Origin of the sequence: Longitalea arenae (genome assembly GCF_016924755.1) — a bacterium.
GTDB lineage: Bacteria > Bacteroidota > Bacteroidia > Chitinophagales > Chitinophagaceae > Niastella > Niastella arenae.
The window spans coordinates 82,324-100,463 of record NZ_JAFFJX010000017.1 but is presented as its reverse complement, the minus strand read 5'-3'; the positions used below and the strand labels follow the sequence as shown (position 1 = coordinate 100,463).

Below are 18,140 nucleotides of genomic sequence, written 5' to 3'. Positions count from 1 at the left end.
TTTACTTGGTTAATGCGAGGTTTGCTCCTATTGTAAATACACGTGGCTGGGGATAAAAGCCATTGTCTACACCTGCCAGGAGGGGGTTCCAGGAACCGATCTCGGGGTCCATACCTTTATAGTTTGTAATAATAAAGGCATTGGTCACATTCACGTATACCCTCAGCGAATGCATATGCACTTTTTCCAGCAGCCTGGCGGGCAATGTATAACCCAAAGAGATGTTTTTACACCGTACGAATGCACCATCTTCAATGAACCGGTCAGAGATACGCTCGTTGTCGTTACCGCTGCTCTGGCTTATTCTTACAATTTTTGTTGAGGGGTTCGCCACGTATACATTATTCACATCAGTTGCAGATCCGTTCGGATCGATCATTTCGAGCCGCGCATAGTCGAGCACCGATTTAAAATAACCGAAGTTCTGATTGGGATTATCGCCGGTGATGCGCAATGTGTTCAATACCTTGTTGCCGATATTGGCGCTGAAGAAAAGGTTCAGATCAAAATTCTTATATGAGAAAGTATTATTAAAACCCAGCTGGAATTTCGGGATCGGAGAACCTAAATAGGTTTGATCGCGCTGGTCAATAAGGGTATCGCCATTGAGATCGCGGAATTTAACATCCCCTAACCAAACACCACCTGTAGTGGGCGTTATAGGTATTTTTACGCCGGTAGTAGGGTTCACCGGAATAGCGGGATGGGTTTTAAAGTCTTCTGCGCCGGTAAATAGTCCGTCTGTCTGGTATCCCCAGAATTCCCCTATGGAACGGCCTACTACCGATTTCGCAGCGATCGTATTTCCATAGTAGCCATACAATGCCGCTCCCTCTGAATTAAGCGCCAGGATCTTATTGGTGTTATGCGATACGGTCACATCGGTTTTCCAGGAAAAATGATTGTTCCTTACATTCACGGAACTGATGCGCAGATCAAATCCTTTGTTGCTGACCGCTGCAATGTTCTTGTAAGGGGCCGACAGCGAGCCGGGCGACCAACCGGTAGAAGGTACGCTGCCAGAGTATAAAGGCAGGGGCAGGCTTAATAATAGGCCATCTGTTTTGCGGTCATAATAATCTACTGAAAAGCTGATCCTCCAGTTAAACAATGCACCATCGAGACCGATATTTGAATATTTAGTTTTCTCCCATTGTACCAGGGGATTTGGTAGATTTCCCGCCAACTGGGCAATACCCGATAAACCGGTGGAAACGGTGTTTAAAGAAGCTACATAGCTGTTATCGGCAATATTCTGGTTATTGGTGAGCCCATACCCTACCCGCAGCTTCAGTTCATTCACAAAGCTTACCTGCCTGAAGAAATCTTCGTTATTGATCTTCCAGGCCAGGGCGCCAGACCAGGTAGCTACCCAGCGGTTACCAGGTGCAAATTTCGAAGAGCCATCGTAACGGATATTTCCCGTAAACAGGTACCTGTCGTTATACGCGAAATTAAGCCGCCCGAAATACGACTCCTGCGCGTTTTGCCCTTTATCGCCGGTATTGGTTGCCGTGGTGGCATCGCCGCTGTTGATCGCCTGCACATTGTTTGAAGGAAAGTTTTTGCGGGTGGCCGAAACATTTTCGAATGTGCTTAACTGTGCTTCGTGCCCCAGTAAGGCATTTACATTATATTTAGTAGCAAAGAGACGGCTATACGTCAAATAGTTCCTGAGTGTGGTGTAATAGTTCTGCCCGTAATTGTACGTGGAGAAATTAACTTTATTCACCACATTGCCCATCGTGTAAGTAGGCGTAAAGTGATCCTGCGTTCCAAAATCAAAACTTCCCGATACTTCGTTCCTCAGCGAGAGGTCGCGGGTAAAGCTTATTTCAGCATACGCGTTTCCAAAAATCTGGTTCCTTTTTTTCTGATCTTTTATGATAAGCGCTATTGCATAGGGGTTCTGGGCATAGGCGCCATATATGTTGGGGTCATTACCACCCCAGCTTCCGTCGGCGTTCTGCACATTTACGTCAGGCGTTTGCATAAGGGCTGTTTGTATGACGTTCGAGTTGGTAGTGTTCACCTTTTCTCCTATACGGGCTAACTGCAGGCTGATGCCGGTCTTGAGCCAATTGGTAGTTTTATTATCGAGGTTCAGGCGCACAGATGTGCGGGTGAAGTTGGATCCCAGCGCAATACCTTCCTGTTGGAAATAAGAACCGGACAAGAGGTATTGTGTTCTGCTATCGCCACCGGCTACCGTAACGTTATGATTTTGCATAGGGGCATTTCTGAATAACACCTTTTGCCAGTTGGTGCCTTCGCCGAGATATTGCGGATTGGTAAATTGCGGCCGGAGATCATAACCGATCACCGCCGATTTTTCGTTCATGAACTGCGCATATTCGCGAAGGTTCATCGTAGCATAGTCTTTCGGCAATTGCTGTTGGCCGGCATATACATCGTAGGTTATTTTTGGCGGACCGACCTGGCCTCTTTTCGTGGTGATAATGATGACCCCATTGGTGGCCTGTGAACCATAGATGGCTGTGGCCGAAGCATCTTTCAACACATCGATCGATTCAACTTCAGAAGGATTGATACCGGCCAGGGGGTTACTGCCGCTTCCGCTGACACCGGTTCCGCCGATAATAACGCCGTCTATCACATACAGCGGTGGATTATTGCCAAAGGAAGACAAACCGCGGATCTGGATAGAAACTGCACCACCCGGTTGTCCGGATACCTGTTGCACCACAGCGCCGGGCACCTTTCCCTGCAGGGCCTGGTCGAGGGTAACCGGCTGTACTTTTCTGATCTCATCGCCGGTAACGGAAGATATGGCGCCTGTAATGTCTTTGCGTTTTGCTCTGCCATAACCAATAACCACCACGTCATCCAGCTTCAATACATTTTGTTCGAGCTTTACTTCCAGGGTGTTATTCTTACCTACCCTTACTTCTTTCTTCTGGTAACCGATCATGCTAATGATCAATACATCGCCTTCTTTTGCTTCAATGGTAAAGAAGCCGTTGTGATCGGATGTGGCACTGGCGTTTGTTGCGGTGATGAAAATGGTGGCATCCTGAACAGGCTTATTGCCGTCGGAAGTGACTATTTTTCCGGTGATCTTTTTGGGGCGGCCAGTTTCCTGGCCCAGGCTGTTTATTGTGATCAGGCAACAGCAAACCCATAGCAGCAGTTTTCGCAAGCGAATCGTTTTGGTTCGTTTCATATGTAAATGTTTACTTGACTACATTCTTATCGTTAGTTTTTTTCCTTCATAGATCACTTCCTTATCGCCCCTTAGATCAAAATCAAGGTCCTTTGCCTTTGCGGGTGTTATGAGGTTGATCCGAAATGTTCTTTTCTGCAGCATTCCATTGAACGATCCCTCGCGATCGCCAATGGTAACCGTTCTGGCCGCTTCATTATATTTTATAGATATAGTGGAAAATGCGCCTTTTTCGTAACCATAATTCGTTCCTTCATCTTCATACAGGTTGAAAGAAGCATCTGCGCCGGCGTATACGTTCAGGGTAATGGTGTCGGCCGGTTTTTCAGACGTGTACTGCAGCGCCGGTCCGAAAGGAAGGATGGATCCCGCTTTTACCAGCACAGGCATACGTTCATATGGCGCTTCAACGTTTATTTTACGGCCGCCTGTATAATACCTGCCCGAATACAGGTCGTACCAGCCTGCGCATTTTGGCAAATACAATTCGCGGCTGCGTTGTTTATAGTTGTACACCGGGTTAACCAGCAGCGAAGGACCGAACAGGTACTGATCACCCGTATTAATAACGGATGTATCCTTTGCAAAATCCATTACCAGTCCGCGCATGATAGTGCCATTCTCATGGTAGGCTGCACCTGCCAGGGAATAGATATAAGGCAGCAGCCGGTAGCGCAGTTTATTATAGTACAAAATGCTTTTATAAGCGGCATGATCATCGGGAGCGATGTTGAAGATCTCGCGGTAAGGGAACTGGCCATGTGCACGGAACAAAGGAACGAATGCACCGAACTGGTACCAGCGTGTATTCAACTCGCGCCATTCTTCCAGGTTTTCAGCATCGGGTCTTTCAAATTTTTCGGGCACTACAAAACCGCCAATGTCCATGGTCCAGTAAGGAAGGCCCGACATGGAAAAATTGATCCCGGCGGCAATCTGGTTCTTCATATCCTGCCAGGTAGCGCCGATATCACCACTCCAAATGGCAGCAGCATACCGTTGTGACCCTGCAAAACCGGAACGGGTGAGCAGGAATACTCTTTTATCAGGATCCTGAGAACGTTGTCCTTCATAAATACCTTTTGCATTTTGCAAAGGATAGGCATTCAGGTATTCGGCTGCACTGCCCAATGCCGTGGGCGTCATTTGCCATTTTCTTTTTTCAGGACTTACGTTGGAAACTATGTCGGGTTCGCTTGCATCCATCCACCAGGCGTCAATTCCCTTACTGTAAATCTTATCGCTGATCAAATTCCAGAATCCTTTCCTGGCATCTGCATTGAATGCATCGTAAAACGTGGAAACATATCCTTTACCGATCCAGTCTCTTTGCCGGTCGGCGATATTCCGTTTGTAAAGCCATCCTTTTTTGTCGAACTCATTGTAGGTTGGCAGGCCTTCATAAAATTTGGGCCATACCGAGATCATAAGCCGGGTATTGTACTTTTTGTGCAATACATCGATCATGCTGTCGGGGGAAGGGAAACGGGCTTCATCGAATTCCTGGCTGCCCCAGCCGGCTTCTTTCCAGTAACTCCAGTCGAGCACTATATTGTCGAGGGGGATCTTTCTTTTACGAAATTCATCTACGGTGGCCAGTATTTCATCCTGCGTTTTGTAACGTTCCCTGCTTTGCCAGAAACCCAGGGCCCATTTGGGAACGATCGGCGCCCTGCCTGTAAGATGCCGGTACCCGGAAATCACTTCATCCATATTGGTGCCATAGATGAAATAATAATCGATCTGCTGACCAGCTTCGGAGGAAAACCCAAAGCTGTTCTGTTCGGCTGCGCTCAATGGTTCCTGCCATTTCAAAGAACAATAAGATTCGCCGCCTTCGGGTATCCATTGAATTTTGACAGGTATTTTTTCTCCTTTTTTTAATTGGACAGGGATCAGGGCCGGCGCCGGGTTCCATGCTTTTCGCCAGTGATCCAGCACCAGTTTTCCATTGAGCCATACTTTCAGCGAGCCGCCAAATGTGAACCGGAACTGATGGCAACCTGAAAGATTGCTGGCAAGACTGCCTTCCCAGCTTACGACGCCGGTTCCAGGCGCAAACATGGCAGGAAGCTGAACCTTCGATTCGCCCAGGAACTGCATATCGATGTTTGTCTCCGCTCTTTCTGTGATTACCTGCTGCGGATGTAATTTGTCATTGGCATAGGAAGCGGTCAGCCATCCCGCCTCTCCGTTTTTTGAAAACAGCTGTAAGGCAGAAAGCTGGTGTAAAGGTTTGGTATCCCCTGCCCGCGTAAGTGAGTAGTTATCCCAAAGGATACCATAATTCCTGCGGGAGATCAAAAAAGGAATGGCCACTTCTGTATTGTTTTGAAAAAAATCAACCTGGTGACCCCGGTAATTATAGATCCCATCCTGGTGCTGGCCCAATCCGTACCATGCATCATCCGGGGTGGTTTGAAAAATTTGCTCCAGTTTAAAAGAGCGTTTGCCTTCAAATACTGCAGGTTGAAAATGCCGGCCCAGCGGCTGTTTTTCTGCGAGTATTTTTTCACCTTTCGAATCGCGGAAAGAAACGGCGCCTGTTTTCAGATCTACGACCGCTGTGAGGTTTTTTGTTCTGAGGAGGAGGCTGGTTTTTGAAGAAATGATATTCCAGGAAAGACCTGGCCTTTTGGTGTAAACAGTAACAAGGCTCTGCGTGGCAGCTATTTCATTGCCCGGGGCGGCAATTACCCTGATAATATTATCTGATACCACTTCAAGTTTTACGGCATTGGAGGTACCGGTGAAAGCCGGGTCAGTAAAAACAAGTACTCCGTCCTTTGTTTCAATATAGGATGGAGGCGCTGCCAAGACGTCATTAATAGCAAAAACAAATAAGTAGCTAACCAGTAGCAGGTATCTTTTCATATACAGCAATCTTTGGTCTAAACGAATGCTGTAAAACTATTGCAGCACCAAAGAAAACATGGGAGCCAAATGATGCAGATAGCGACCTGCAATGATGCAGGCAATTGATTCTCAAAAAATCCAAAGAGACTTTCAGGGCGCCCGTGCAGCTGCGGGATAGCAGCAGGCCCGCCGTTTAACGGTTTTTCAGGCCGGCCGGAGATGACGGGCAACTGATGGCCTGCTCTGCCGAAATGACTGCAAAAAGCGCCGGCGCCTGAATGGCCAGCCCGCTAATTCTCCGGTAACTATACGTCTTCTTCCTTTTTGCTGGCTATAAATTGTGAAGGCGTAACCTTAAACTCTTCTTTAAAAGTTTTCGTGAAGTTCTTGGGGTTATTGAATCCCACCTCATAGGCAACCTCGGCGATGGACATACCGCTTTTCAGCAGTAACTGGGCAGCCCTTTTTAATCGTATGGAACGAATAAACTCAATGGGCGTTTTGCCTGTCAAAGAAAGAATTTTTCTATACAAGGTGGAACGGTCCATATGCATGTTCGTACTGAAATCCTCTACTGAAAACCCGGGGTTATCCATGTTTTTTTCAACAACGGTCAAGGCCTGTTTAAGGAACTTTTCGTCAACAGAGGTTACCGTTATTTCTGCCGGGTTTACCTCGATTTGTTTATGGAACTTTTTCTGCAATAGCTGTTGCTGGGCCAAGAGGTTCCTGATGCGTGAAGCCAGGATATCGAAAGTGAAAGGTTTCGTAATGTAATCATTCACGCCGGCTTTCAGGCCTTCGAGCTGTTTTTCCTCACTTCCCATGGCAGTAAGCAGGATGACGGGAATATGCGCCGTGAGGGTTTCGGTTTTAATTTTTCTGGCCAGTTCAACCCCATCCATCAGGGGCATCATAATATCGCTAACCACCAGATCGGGATACAGTTGTTTGGTTTTTTCCCAACCTTCCTTTCCATTGGTGGCTTCTTCAATATGATATTGCCCTTTCAGATTATCTTTTAAATAAAAGCGCAAATCCTCATTGTCTTCCACTATCAGGATCGTTTTCCTCTTACCGTTCTTTGGACTTTCTTCCGGTATTATTTGCTTCCCCTCCTCTTCAACAGTTGGGATAGTGGCAGTTCGGTTGATGGGCCTGTAGATCTTCCTGGCAGGAAGCATCACTGAAAAACAGGTCCCCTTCTCGGGTTCGCTTTTTACGGTTATGATACCGTTATGCAATCTTACAAATTCTTTGGTGATCGCCAGTCCGATTCCTGTGCCCTGGTTCACCATACTTTCCGGCACATCGGTTTGAAAGAACCTTTCGAAGATCTTCTCCTGCTGATCTGCAGGGATGCCGATGCCTGTGTCCTTTACTTCTATGACAAGTATTCCATCGCCTTCGCCGTTTTCAGCCGGGTTGTACACAAGGTTGAGGCTTACCATTCCGTTATCATGCGTATATTTAAACGCGTTGGAAAGCAGGTTGAACAAGATCTTTTCGATTTTATCTTTATCAAAATAAATCTCGAGGCTCTCAATGTTCGTCGAGAAAGAAAACCGGATCTTTTTCTTTTCGGCAATATCCAGGAAAGATTGGTTGATATCCCTGATGAATAAAATGATATCTCCTATTGAAGGGTGCAGTTTTATCTCCTGCACCTCCATCTTCCGGAAATCGAGCAGTTGGTTCACCAGGTTCAATAAGCGCTTTGCATTACGCTGCACGAGATTCAATTGTTTTTTCTGTTCTTCGTCGGCAGCCCGGTCAATGATCTTATCCAGGGGGGAAATGATCAGGCTTAAGGGCGTACGGAACTCGTGACTTACATTGGTAAAAAATTTTGTCTTTAGCTGTTCCAATGCATGCGCCCTTTCCGCTTCCATCCGTTGCTGCCGAACTTCAAAGCGCATACGCATTCTGTCCAATGCTATCTTACGCCATAAGAGCAAGAAGCCTGCAGCGCATAGTGCATAAACAATAAAGGCAAGCGGAGTTAACCAAAATGGCGGTTCAATATTAATGCGCAAAGTATTCACATCACTCCATGAACCATTCCGGCCTAAAACTTTTACTTTGAAAGTATAACGGCCCGGGCCAAGGTTTGTGTAGGTGGCCCTTCTTTGATTGCCGCTGGCGTATAACCAGTCTGCATTGAACCCCTCGAGCATATAGGCATACTTTTCACGGGCGCCATGGCCGAAATCGAGTGAGGCAAATTCTATAGAGAATACATTTTCTTTATACTTCAGGTTTATACTTTCCAGGTTGGGTAAAGATTGCGGTAGCAGAACGCGGTCATTGATCAATTCACCGGGTTCGATATCCTTATTCAGTATCTGCAAACCGGTGAAAACTATTTCAGGATGATCCGGCGGCATCTTTATTTTATCCGGATCAATGATATTGAAACCGGAAGGCCCCCCAAAGATCAGCTCACCTGCTTTTGTTTTAAGTGCTGCATTATCATTGAACTCATGGTTTTGAACATTGTTCATTTCATCGTAACAAATGACCGAATAAGCCGTCCGGTTACCGTTTTGTTTCGGAATGAGATTACACAAACCGCCGGGCGTTGACAGCCAAAGTGTTCGATTATCATCTTCCAGAATATTCAGGATCAAATTATCTGGTAAACCATCCGATGTGGTGAACGCCTGAAAACTTTTCGTTTGCTCATTAAAGCGGTTGAGGCCTTCGCGGGTTCCTACCCAGATATTTCCCTGGCTGTCTTCCAGGAGGCAAATAACATTACTGCTGCTTAAGCCATTTGTATCATTTGTCTGGTGATAAAAAGCCGGCTTGTTTGTACCGTTTTCAATAACAGCAACGCCGTTTTCTGCACCTATCCACAAATTTCCTTTCCGGTCCTGAAGAATGGCCGTAATATACCTGGATGGATAAGGGGGTTTCCCTCCTATGATAGGGTACTGTTGAAACCGGTTTGTTTTCCTGTCAAAAAGGTTGAGCCCACCGCCTAAGGTACCGATCCATAAATTATGTTCCCTGTCTTCAAAGATCTCCCACACGTTATCATTTGCCAGGCTTGAAGAGTCCTGATCATTATGCCTGTAATGCCTGAATTCCCTGCCGTCGAAACTGTTAAGGCCGCCGAAATAAGTGCCTATCCAAAGCAAACCCTGGTGATCGATACACAAGCTGACGATCACATTATTACTCAGGCTTTTTTTATTGCCGGGATCGTGCAGGTATTGTTTGAATGTATTGTTCTGCCTGTTGAAATAGATCAACCCGCCTCCATTGGTCCCGATCCAGATATTCCCCCACTTATCTTCAACGAAGCGGTTTACATCGTCAAAGGGAAGACTTTTTACATTTGATTCCTGGTTACGATAAAAAGGAAACTGTACGATATTGCCATTGAAATAGTTAACCCCCTTCTTATACGTTCCCAGCCATACGATGCCTTTATCATCCTTATATAAGGCCGTGATGGAATTTTGACTCAGGCTTTTCAGGTCTTTCGGATTGTTCATGAGGTAACTGGCTCTGAACTCATTTGCTTTGTCGATCAATGTGACACCACCATGGTCGGTGGATACCCAGATCAGGCCTTTGTCATCCTGAACTATTTGACTGACCAGGTTGGAACTTAAACGGCAGAGACCGGAACTTTCGTTAAATGCTTTAACCTGGCCATTTTCAGCATTGAACAAAAAGGCGCCATGGCCGTAAGCCCATACCCATACATCTCCATCACTGTCAGTAAAGAGACCATTAACATTTTCGCCTTTAGTCAATTGACGGATAGGAAAACCTGAGAATATGGTTTTACCGGAGCTTAGATCGTATCCCTGCAATAGCCCATTTCTGCAGACGAACCATAACCTGCCATCCCTGGTTTCTTTAAGCGAAGAAATTTTATCAGTGGGATTTATATTTAATTTTTGTCTGAACGGCATTGCTTTTTTTTCCGGAACCGAATACAGGTATAGCTCAAGATTATCGTACAAAAACCAATACCGCCCGTTATGTCCTTTTACTATATTGATAATAATTCCGGAAGGCAAACCAAGGGCTTGTAAATAATTATTATAACCGGCAATAAATTTATCGGTTTTCGAATTATAAATGCAGGGGCCGTTCCTGGTTTCCACCCACATTTTTTCATCGGGAAGTTCGTACAAGGAGAGGATACAATTATCGTACAGCGAAGTGCTGTCATTATGTTTGTTGCGGTATACTTTAAAAGAATATCCGTCATAACGATTCAGTCCCGACATGGTGCCAAACCATATAAATCCCCTGGGATCTTTCAAAATTGCGTTAACCTGGTTATGTGAAAGACCGGTATATGTATCGAGTTTGGAAAAATTATAGTGCTCGCTTTGAGCATACACAGAAAGCGAAACTACGGCCAACACAATCGATATAAGCAAACGCATCACAAAGGGTTTAACTCAGGAAAAACATTTTGCCCCATGCAGCCGGGAATCAGCACTGCATCGGGCAAAACCGGCCATCAAGATAATAAAATTACAGAATAAAGGATTTGGTTTTATACCGCGTACTATTGCCTATGCCAGCAGGCAAGTTTCTTGAACTCTGTACGCTATGAAAGGATCTTTATCACATTTGCGTACATAAGCTCATCGGAAGTTTTTTCCGGCAGCTGAACTATCAGGGCGTCCTCCCTTCTTTCGAAGGATAATGATCGTTTGGTGCTTAACCATTCCACTTTCTGAATGGTGTTTGGAAAATGCTGAGTGCCCTTTGCCAGGCTTTTTATAACCATCTTCCCATCCTGGGGCCAACCCATGGCAGTGGCATAGAGCACATCCCCTTTTATCGCAAAGCGAATATCCTCATGGGTAAATGGCTTTCCTTTTCCTTCATTAAAACCCTGTGCACTCAATTGGGCGGCGGCCTCCTGTGCTGGTCCTTCTCCAAATATTTTCCATGGTCTGGTACCATAAATGCTTTCACTGTTCACTTTCATCCATGCTCCTATTTCATCAACGATCTTTCTTGCTTTTTCGTCGATGGTTCCATCGCCGCGAACAGGTATGTTCAACATTAAATTACCATTTTTGCTCACAATATCAACCAGGGTTTGAATCACCGTCTTCGCTGTTTTGTAACCATTGCGTTCATACAATCCACGATCATAATGCCAGTTTCCTATGCAGGTATCAGTTTGCCATGGCAGTGGCTGGATCTCGTTAGCCTGCCCCCTTTCAATATCCCATACCATCGCCTTGCGTTGGTTATCATCCAGGATCTTTCCGTTGATCACTGCGCGGAGCACTCCATGTTCCTTAATGCTTTTATTATACAAATGAGCGGCAATGCGCAGGCCGGCATCACTCACCGGCCATAAAGGCAATTGCGAATCATCGAAATAGAGTACATCGGGATCATACCTGTTTATGAGATCTATTGTTCTGTTGTAAAATTTTTCGATGTAGGCTTTACTGGGTGGATAAGCGCCATTGCCCCAGTTCCACTGTTTGTGGATCGAATGGTCCTGTAAACTGTCCTGGCTCAAAGGATGGTCTTGTGCATATAATTCCTGGGGGTCCAGTCCTTCCCACCATTTGCCTTTGCCATCTGCTTTGGTAAGCTTTCCATCATAAGGGATGCCTGCATACTCACCGGTTCTATCTGCCCGTTGCGCCACTTCAAACCAGCGCCATGCATGTGATGCATGTACACTTACACCAAAGGGAAGTCCATTGTTCCGCGCTGCCTTTGCCCAACCACCGATCAGATCTTTTTTAGGGCCCAATTTGGTAGCGTTCCAATGCTTTTGATACTTGCTATCGTACAGGTCGAAATTGTCGTGGTGATTGGCCATGGCCATAAAATACTGCGCACCGGCACTTTTATATAAACGCACTAATTCCTCAGGATCCCAGTTTGCTGCTTTCCATTCGTTGATGACGTCTTTGAATCCAAATTTTGAAGGATGCCCATATTTTTGCAGATGGATCTTGTATTGCCAGGATCCTTCTTCGTACATGCCCCTGGCATACCAGTCACCCGCTTCGGGTTGGCATTGCGGCCCCCAGTGCGCCCACATACCAAACTTGGCGTCCCGGAACCAGTCTGGCGTTTTATAATTCTGCAAAGATTCCCAGGTGGGTTTGAATGGCCCTTTGGCCATAAGCTCACCCCAAAAAGCTTCTTCAAAAAAATTGTCAGCTAATGCCCGGGAAAACCATAAAGATGGCAAACTGGCGGCCATCCCTTTTATTAATGTTCTTCTTTTCATATGTGCAAGATGTACATTTATGTAAAGTGTATTGACAGTGTAGTGTTGTAATTACAATTGAAAGATTTTATCCATTACTATCCACTTCTCACCCTTTTTTGCCCAGGGCAGGGGTTGTTGAAACTTCCACATCAATTGTTCCCATTCCTGAACCTGGGGATTGTCATTATCCATCGCCGCTTTTCGTTCGAAGCTGAAACTATCATCAGTTTCCATGATCATGAACAAGCGGTTGCCTGTTCTATAGATCTCCATATTGATAATGCCCGAACCGGCGATACTTTTTGTGACCGCGGGCCAGGCATTTTCTTTTTTGTGCCAGTTTTCGTATTCAGCAATTAATTGCGGATCATCGATGAGGTCAACGGCCAGGCAGTACTTCTTGATCTTGGAAACATGAGCAGCTGTGAGATCTTCAGGCAGTGATGTATTCATATGGCAATGCGTTATGATGGAATGGAACCAGTAACAAATTTATTCGCCGGCCACCCGTTTTTCATTGCTCTAAAAAGACTTTGTTTTGTTCAAATCCGACTTTTTCCGAACTTTAGGTTTTCCAAAATGAGCAGAAGATTCCCAGGATATAATTTCTCGCTGTTACATGTAGACTATGTCAAGCTCAATGAAAAATGGAACTATCCCAATGTGATCAGTCCCTACTTCCGCATCTATTATATTGATGAAGGGGATGGAATTATTTCAACCAGGGAGGAAAAAATAAAATTGGAACAAGGCTATTTGTACATCATCCCCAGCTTTACTGTGTGTCACTTGTTCTGTAAACAGTATTTAAGCCAGTATTTCCTTCATTTTTTTGAAGAATCGGCAGAAGGCATTTCGCTTTTTGAGCAGAACAGAAAAGTTATAAAAGTGGCCGCCTGCGATACAGACATTGTAAACTTCAAAAGATTACTGGAAATAAACCCCGGCAGGGGCATTAACCGGTCAGACAACCCAACTGTTTACGAAAAAAATGCCTATTACAAAAGCTACCAGGAACTTAATACTACAGTTAGCGATGCGGTTTACTTTGAGACGCAGGGAATAATGTTCCAGTTAATTGCCCGCTTTTTACATTCAACCCGGTTCAGGAACAATAACCCTGATCCAATACCTTCAAAGATCGTAGAGGCCATCAGGTACATCCAGTTAAACCTGAAAGAAAATCTCACAGTCGCCTATTTAGCTGGCCGGGCCAACCTCAACGAGGATTATTTCTCGCGGCTGTTTTTCCGGTATACCGGACAAAGGCCATTGACCTATTTACATGAGAAACGAATAGAACGCGCCCAGTATCTGATTGCCACTACCTGTTTGTCATATACGGAAATTGCCGAAAAGACCGGATTTGAAAGCCTCTCCTACTTTGCAAAAATTTTTAAAAGGGTTACCGGTCTTACCCCTGGTGAATATAAAAAGCAAAACGGGTTCATCTATTAAACGGGACCAGTTATTCCGCTTTCAAAACAGTGCTTGCTACCGGAAGCGATCCGCTCCTTGCCGTAATGGTGATTTCGCCTTTCCTGTCTGTCGATTGTATAATAGCGATACATTTTCCCTGCCAGGCTTCTATCTGGTTTCCCTTTAAGGGAGTATGACTTTGCTGATCGCCGTTTCCTACTGCTGCCAGTTTACCTGCCCCGCTCACTTCGAACCTGATCTTATTATTGGCAAAAGGCACCGGCACGCCATTGGCATCTACGAGCTGTACTGCCACATAACTCAGGTCCTGCCTGTTCGCCTTCAGCACTTTCCTGTCGGGCGACAGTTTTATTGCCGCTGGTTCGCCGGCGGTTTGCACAGCAAAGGAAACTGTTTTTCCATCCGTTGTTCTGCCGATGGCTTCCAGCCTGCCCGGTTCGTAGGGCAGTTCCCAGAAAAGAAAAGCTTCATTGCTCAGGTTCCATTTGCGGGTTCCCAATGACCTGCCATTCAATTTGAGCTCTACTTCAGGAACATTGGTATATACATGTACGGCCAGGGTATCGCCTTTTCTGTCATGATTCCAGTGCGTTTCCACCTTTGGCCAACTCCAGAAAGAGCAACGGTTTCTGTCCCTTGCCGATGGATCGGTTTGTACAGCAAGGTGTACCATGGGCTCTTTATTCCAAAGCGCTTTTCTGAACCAAAACGCGGGTTTGGGAAAGCCGCACATATCGATCACGCCGCAATTGGCGCCACGCCAGGGCCATGTAGGCCATTTCTCCCAGAATTTGCAGCCCGTGCCTACATCGCCAATGCCCGCTTCACCGATGTAATCAAAGCCTGTCCAAAGGAATTCGCCGGCCACATAATCTTTCAGCTGACCTTCCAGCCATTGCTCATAAGAACGCAATTGCCAGCAATCGCCGGGATGGTAAGGATAGATCACCGTTTCAGACCCAAAAATCACCCGGTTGGGATATTTTTCGTGATCTGCTTTATAATAGGCCTCCTGGTAATTGTAACCAACTATATCCAATAGATCTGCCATTCCAAAGGAATTGACGTTAAGGATCTCGTTACAGGCTGCGGTAAAGGGACGTGTCGTATCATGTTTACGCGCCGCATCGATCAGCATGCGGGTGATCTTTAATGCATTTTCCTTATTATACTGCTCTCTTACCTCGTTGCCAATGCTCCAGGCAATAACAGAAGGATGGTTGCGGTCGCGCCGGATCCAGTTCTCCACATCCTTCTCGTACCACTCTGAAAAATGAGGCGCATATCCGGCCGGCGTTTTCCCGTCCATCCATTCGTCGAAGATCTCGTCAATGACCACAAAGCCCATGCTATCGGCAAGCGCTAACAATTCCGGCGAAGGCGGGTTGTGGCTCATGCGGAGTGCATTACAGCCCATACTTTTCAATATTTCCAACCGGCGTCTATGCGTAGCAGGTAAAACGGCGGCGCCCAATGGTCCCCCGTCGTGATGGTTGTTCACCCCTTTTAATTTCACTTGTTTCCCATTTAACAAAAAGCCTTTGTTGGCATCGAAATAAAAGGTTCTGATGCCAAAAGGCGAAACATACTTGTCGACCAGTTTTCCGGCCGATCTTACTTCTACCTCTAACTGATATAAACGGGGTTGGTCAACAGACCATAACACTGGTTTCTCAATAATTATACTTTGGTCGATCGTCAGCGTTTGGCCGGCTGTAAGCTTCAGATTCGATGCAGCCCTGCCGGTTTCCTTACCTGCCGCATCAATGAGCTTTGTGCTCACGGTGCAGGACTGACCGGCCGTATTTTGGTTGCGCAATGCGATTGAAATACCGACGCTGGCCCTTTCATTGGTTGCAACTGTTGTGCGCGCAAAAACGCCCCATTGATCAATGTGCAGCTTGTTTTTTGTTACCAGCCATACATGCCGGTAAATTCCCGAACCGGTGTACCATCTTGAATTGGGCTGTTCGCTGGTATTCACTTTTACAGCGATGATATTGTCGAGGCCTGCTGGTTTCAAATAAGGTGTCAGGTCATAATAAAAAGAAGAATAGCCATAAGGGCGAATACCCAGGTAATGCCCGTTGATCCATACTTCGCTGTTGCGGTAAATGCCGTCGAACAGAACAGAAACCTGTTTGCCGGAAAACTCCGGCCCTGTTTTGAAGTGTTTCCTGTACCAACCTATGCCACTATACGTATAGCCCCCACCCGCTCCTGTTTTGTATGCAGAATCGAAAGCATGTTCGATACTGTAATCATGAGGAAGGTCCAATAGCCGCCATTTGGAATCATTAAAAGCAGGGCGCTCAGCGCCGGGATGGTCGTTTAAAGCAAAGCGCCAGTCAAGATCGAAAGGAATGCTGTTCTTTGCAATCACCTGCGCTCTTGCACCTGAAACACTGCCTGTAAAAACCACCCATAGTATAAGCCACGAAGTCCTGATGATATTCAACATTTCAACCGCTTTATTTTTGAGTAATTCCCTTCCAGGTATCCGTTCTGAAAGGAATGGCAGGCAGGTTTGCTGAATTTACGAGATTACAGTCGGGATTGTCGGCCCAGGCATAACGCACGGCTACCGGTTCAGCCACTTTATCGGAAGACACGATCACCTGGTCTCCTTCAATAATGGCTTTGGCCCAATAAAATTTTTTGTCTTTCCCTGCAATGGCAAAACCTGTCAGTTCCTTTCCATCTTTTGTTGAAAGGCCGGAACCCGTGTTTGTAAAATTAATGCGGATACGATTTCCCGATTTCCGAAAACCCGAATACATTGGGCCTGATGCGATAAGCGCTTGTTTGTACACCATTTTATTGGCAATCAATGCCAGGCGGCGGCCGACCTCCTGCTTGTTTTTGGGATGAATATCATTTGCTTCACCTATATCTATGGTGCAGGCCATGCCGGTATTGGGTTGTGATAATGTAAGCGTTTGCGCTTCTCTTAATTCGGCCCAGTCACTCTCGCCGGGAAGCGGTTCTGCCTTTTTGAAATTCGCCAGCTGAACAAATAAAAAGGGAATATTGCCCTGTTTCCAGCGCTGCCGCCAATCGGTGATGAGCATTGGAAATAATGTTCTGTAATGGTAAGCCGCCCCTGCATTCGATTCGCCCTGGTACCAGATAAATCCTTTGATGCCATATGGAATAAGCGGGTTGATCATGGCATTGAAGAGCACGCCGGGATAATGCTGATAGTTGTGTATTTTCGGAAATGCGGTTTCAAGGTCTTTCTTATACAACCATTTTCCGGCCAAAGAAATGGTTGACGCACCATCGGTAAGATAAAGGTCATCGGCCGGAGGATTCAAACCGCCGCCGCCCCATAACATGGCCACCCTCAGGGCAATAGTATTCTCTCCCGGCTGTACCAGGGAGGCCGGAATAGTATAAGTATGGCTGGGATTGGCATTCCAGATATTCTTACAAATTTCCTTACCATTGAAATAGAGTGAATAGTTCATCTCCGGATGGCCCACATTCAAGGTCAGCTCTTTGCCGGCAAAAGATGCGGGCAAGGATAGCTTTTTGCGTAGCCAAACCATTCCTTCATAATATCCTATTCCGAAATCCCTTAGCACATTGGGCATTTCAATATTTGTCCAGTCAGCATCATCATATCCCGGAGCCGGGATGATCTTATCCGCGTCAGACTGCGGATTTAAAACAATATCCCAAATGCGGATCCAGTTCAAACTATCGGCCACAAAATCTTCACGATCCAATTTGAGCGTATCATTACTGAGTGTTCTTGCTCTGGTGATGGGCGATGTAAGCAACATGTCGCGGCTCGTCCAGGCTTCTACCGGTGTTCCGCCCCAGGTGCTTTGAATAATACCGACCGGAACCTTATGGTCACCATGCAGCTTACGCGCAAAATAATATGCAACGGCGGAGAACTCCTTTACATTGGCGGTATCACAAAGTTTCCATTCGCCGGCATGGATATCGGACTGTGGCGATAATTTTTTGTCTTGCTTCACCACCAGAAAACGGATCTGAGGAAAACCAGCATTCTCAATTTCCATGCGTGCGTCCCGGGCCTGCTGCACCTGCCATTCCATATTCGATTGTCCCGACGCCAGCCATACATCGCCGATAAGGATCCCTTTCAGTTCAATGCCGGTATCTGGTTTTCCTGCTTCCCCTATTTTGAGGGTGTAAGGACCTCCTGCTTTACACTTTGGAAAACGAAGCATCCATTTTCCGTCTTTACCGGTTTTTGCAGTGGCACGTAAACTGCCCAGTTCTCCTGTTATCAGTGATCCGGGAACCGCCCTGCCCCAAACAGGTATTTCCATCTCTCTTTGTAAAACCATATTGTCGCCAAAGACTTTTGGCAAACTGACCTGGGCATAACAGAAAGCACTGCATAAAAAGAAGGCTATAAAAAGCGATGTACTGATTGCTTTATTTATGTTCATGGAAGGA

The 18,140-nt window shown here is 46.1% G+C and carries 8 protein-coding genes; 1 reads left to right on the top strand and 7 read right to left on the bottom strand.

Annotation, left to right across the window (positions count from 1 at the left end; genetic code table 11):
* Position 1 precedes the first annotated feature (1 nt).
* From JT717_RS24145 to JT717_RS24125, 5 genes are all read right to left on the bottom strand, one after another.
* Positions 2-3,184, bottom strand: coding sequence for a SusC/RagA family TonB-linked outer membrane protein (locus JT717_RS24145; protein ID WP_205513610.1), 3,183 nt, complete (start codon positions 3,182-3,184; stop codon positions 2-4).
* A gap of 18 nt (positions 3,185-3,202) precedes the next feature.
* The gene (locus JT717_RS24140; RefSeq protein WP_205513609.1) at positions 3,203-6,058 is read right to left on the bottom strand and encodes a TIM-barrel domain-containing protein; all 2,856 of its coding nucleotides are present in this window, start codon (positions 6,056-6,058) and stop codon (positions 3,203-3,205) included.
* 287 nt (positions 6,059-6,345) lie between these two features.
* Positions 6,346-10,452, bottom strand: coding sequence for a hybrid sensor histidine kinase/response regulator transcription factor (locus JT717_RS24135; protein ID WP_205513608.1), 4,107 nt, complete (start codon positions 10,450-10,452; stop codon positions 6,346-6,348).
* A gap of 167 nt (positions 10,453-10,619) precedes the next feature.
* A complete protein-coding gene (locus JT717_RS24130) occupies positions 10,620-12,281 on the bottom strand; it encodes an alpha-L-fucosidase (RefSeq protein ID WP_205513607.1) in 1,662 nt (553 codons plus the stop codon).
* 51 nt (positions 12,282-12,332) lie between these two features.
* Positions 12,333-12,716: an L-rhamnose mutarotase gene (locus tag JT717_RS24125; RefSeq protein WP_240348398.1), complete on the bottom strand. Its 384-nt coding sequence runs from the start codon at positions 12,714-12,716 to the stop codon at positions 12,333-12,335.
* A gap of 126 nt (positions 12,717-12,842) precedes the next feature.
* On the opposite strand from JT717_RS24125, the gene JT717_RS24120 reads away from it, so the two are divergent.
* Positions 12,843-13,721, top strand: coding sequence for a helix-turn-helix domain-containing protein (locus tag JT717_RS24120; RefSeq protein WP_205513606.1), 879 nt, complete (start codon positions 12,843-12,845; stop codon positions 13,719-13,721).
* A gap of 10 nt (positions 13,722-13,731) precedes the next feature.
* Here the strand turns inward: JT717_RS24120 and JT717_RS24115 are convergent, their stop codons facing one another.
* Together JT717_RS24115 and JT717_RS24110 are read right to left on the bottom strand one after the other, a co-directional pair.
* A complete protein-coding gene (locus JT717_RS24115; RefSeq protein WP_205513605.1) occupies positions 13,732-16,164 on the bottom strand; it encodes a glycoside hydrolase family 2 TIM barrel-domain containing protein in 2,433 nt (810 codons plus the stop codon).
* A 10-nt stretch (positions 16,165-16,174) separates the two neighbouring features.
* Positions 16,175-18,133, bottom strand: a complete 1,959-nt coding sequence (locus JT717_RS24110; RefSeq protein ID WP_205513604.1) for a sialate O-acetylesterase — start codon at positions 18,131-18,133, stop codon at positions 16,175-16,177.
* Positions 18,134-18,140 lie beyond the last annotated feature (7 nt).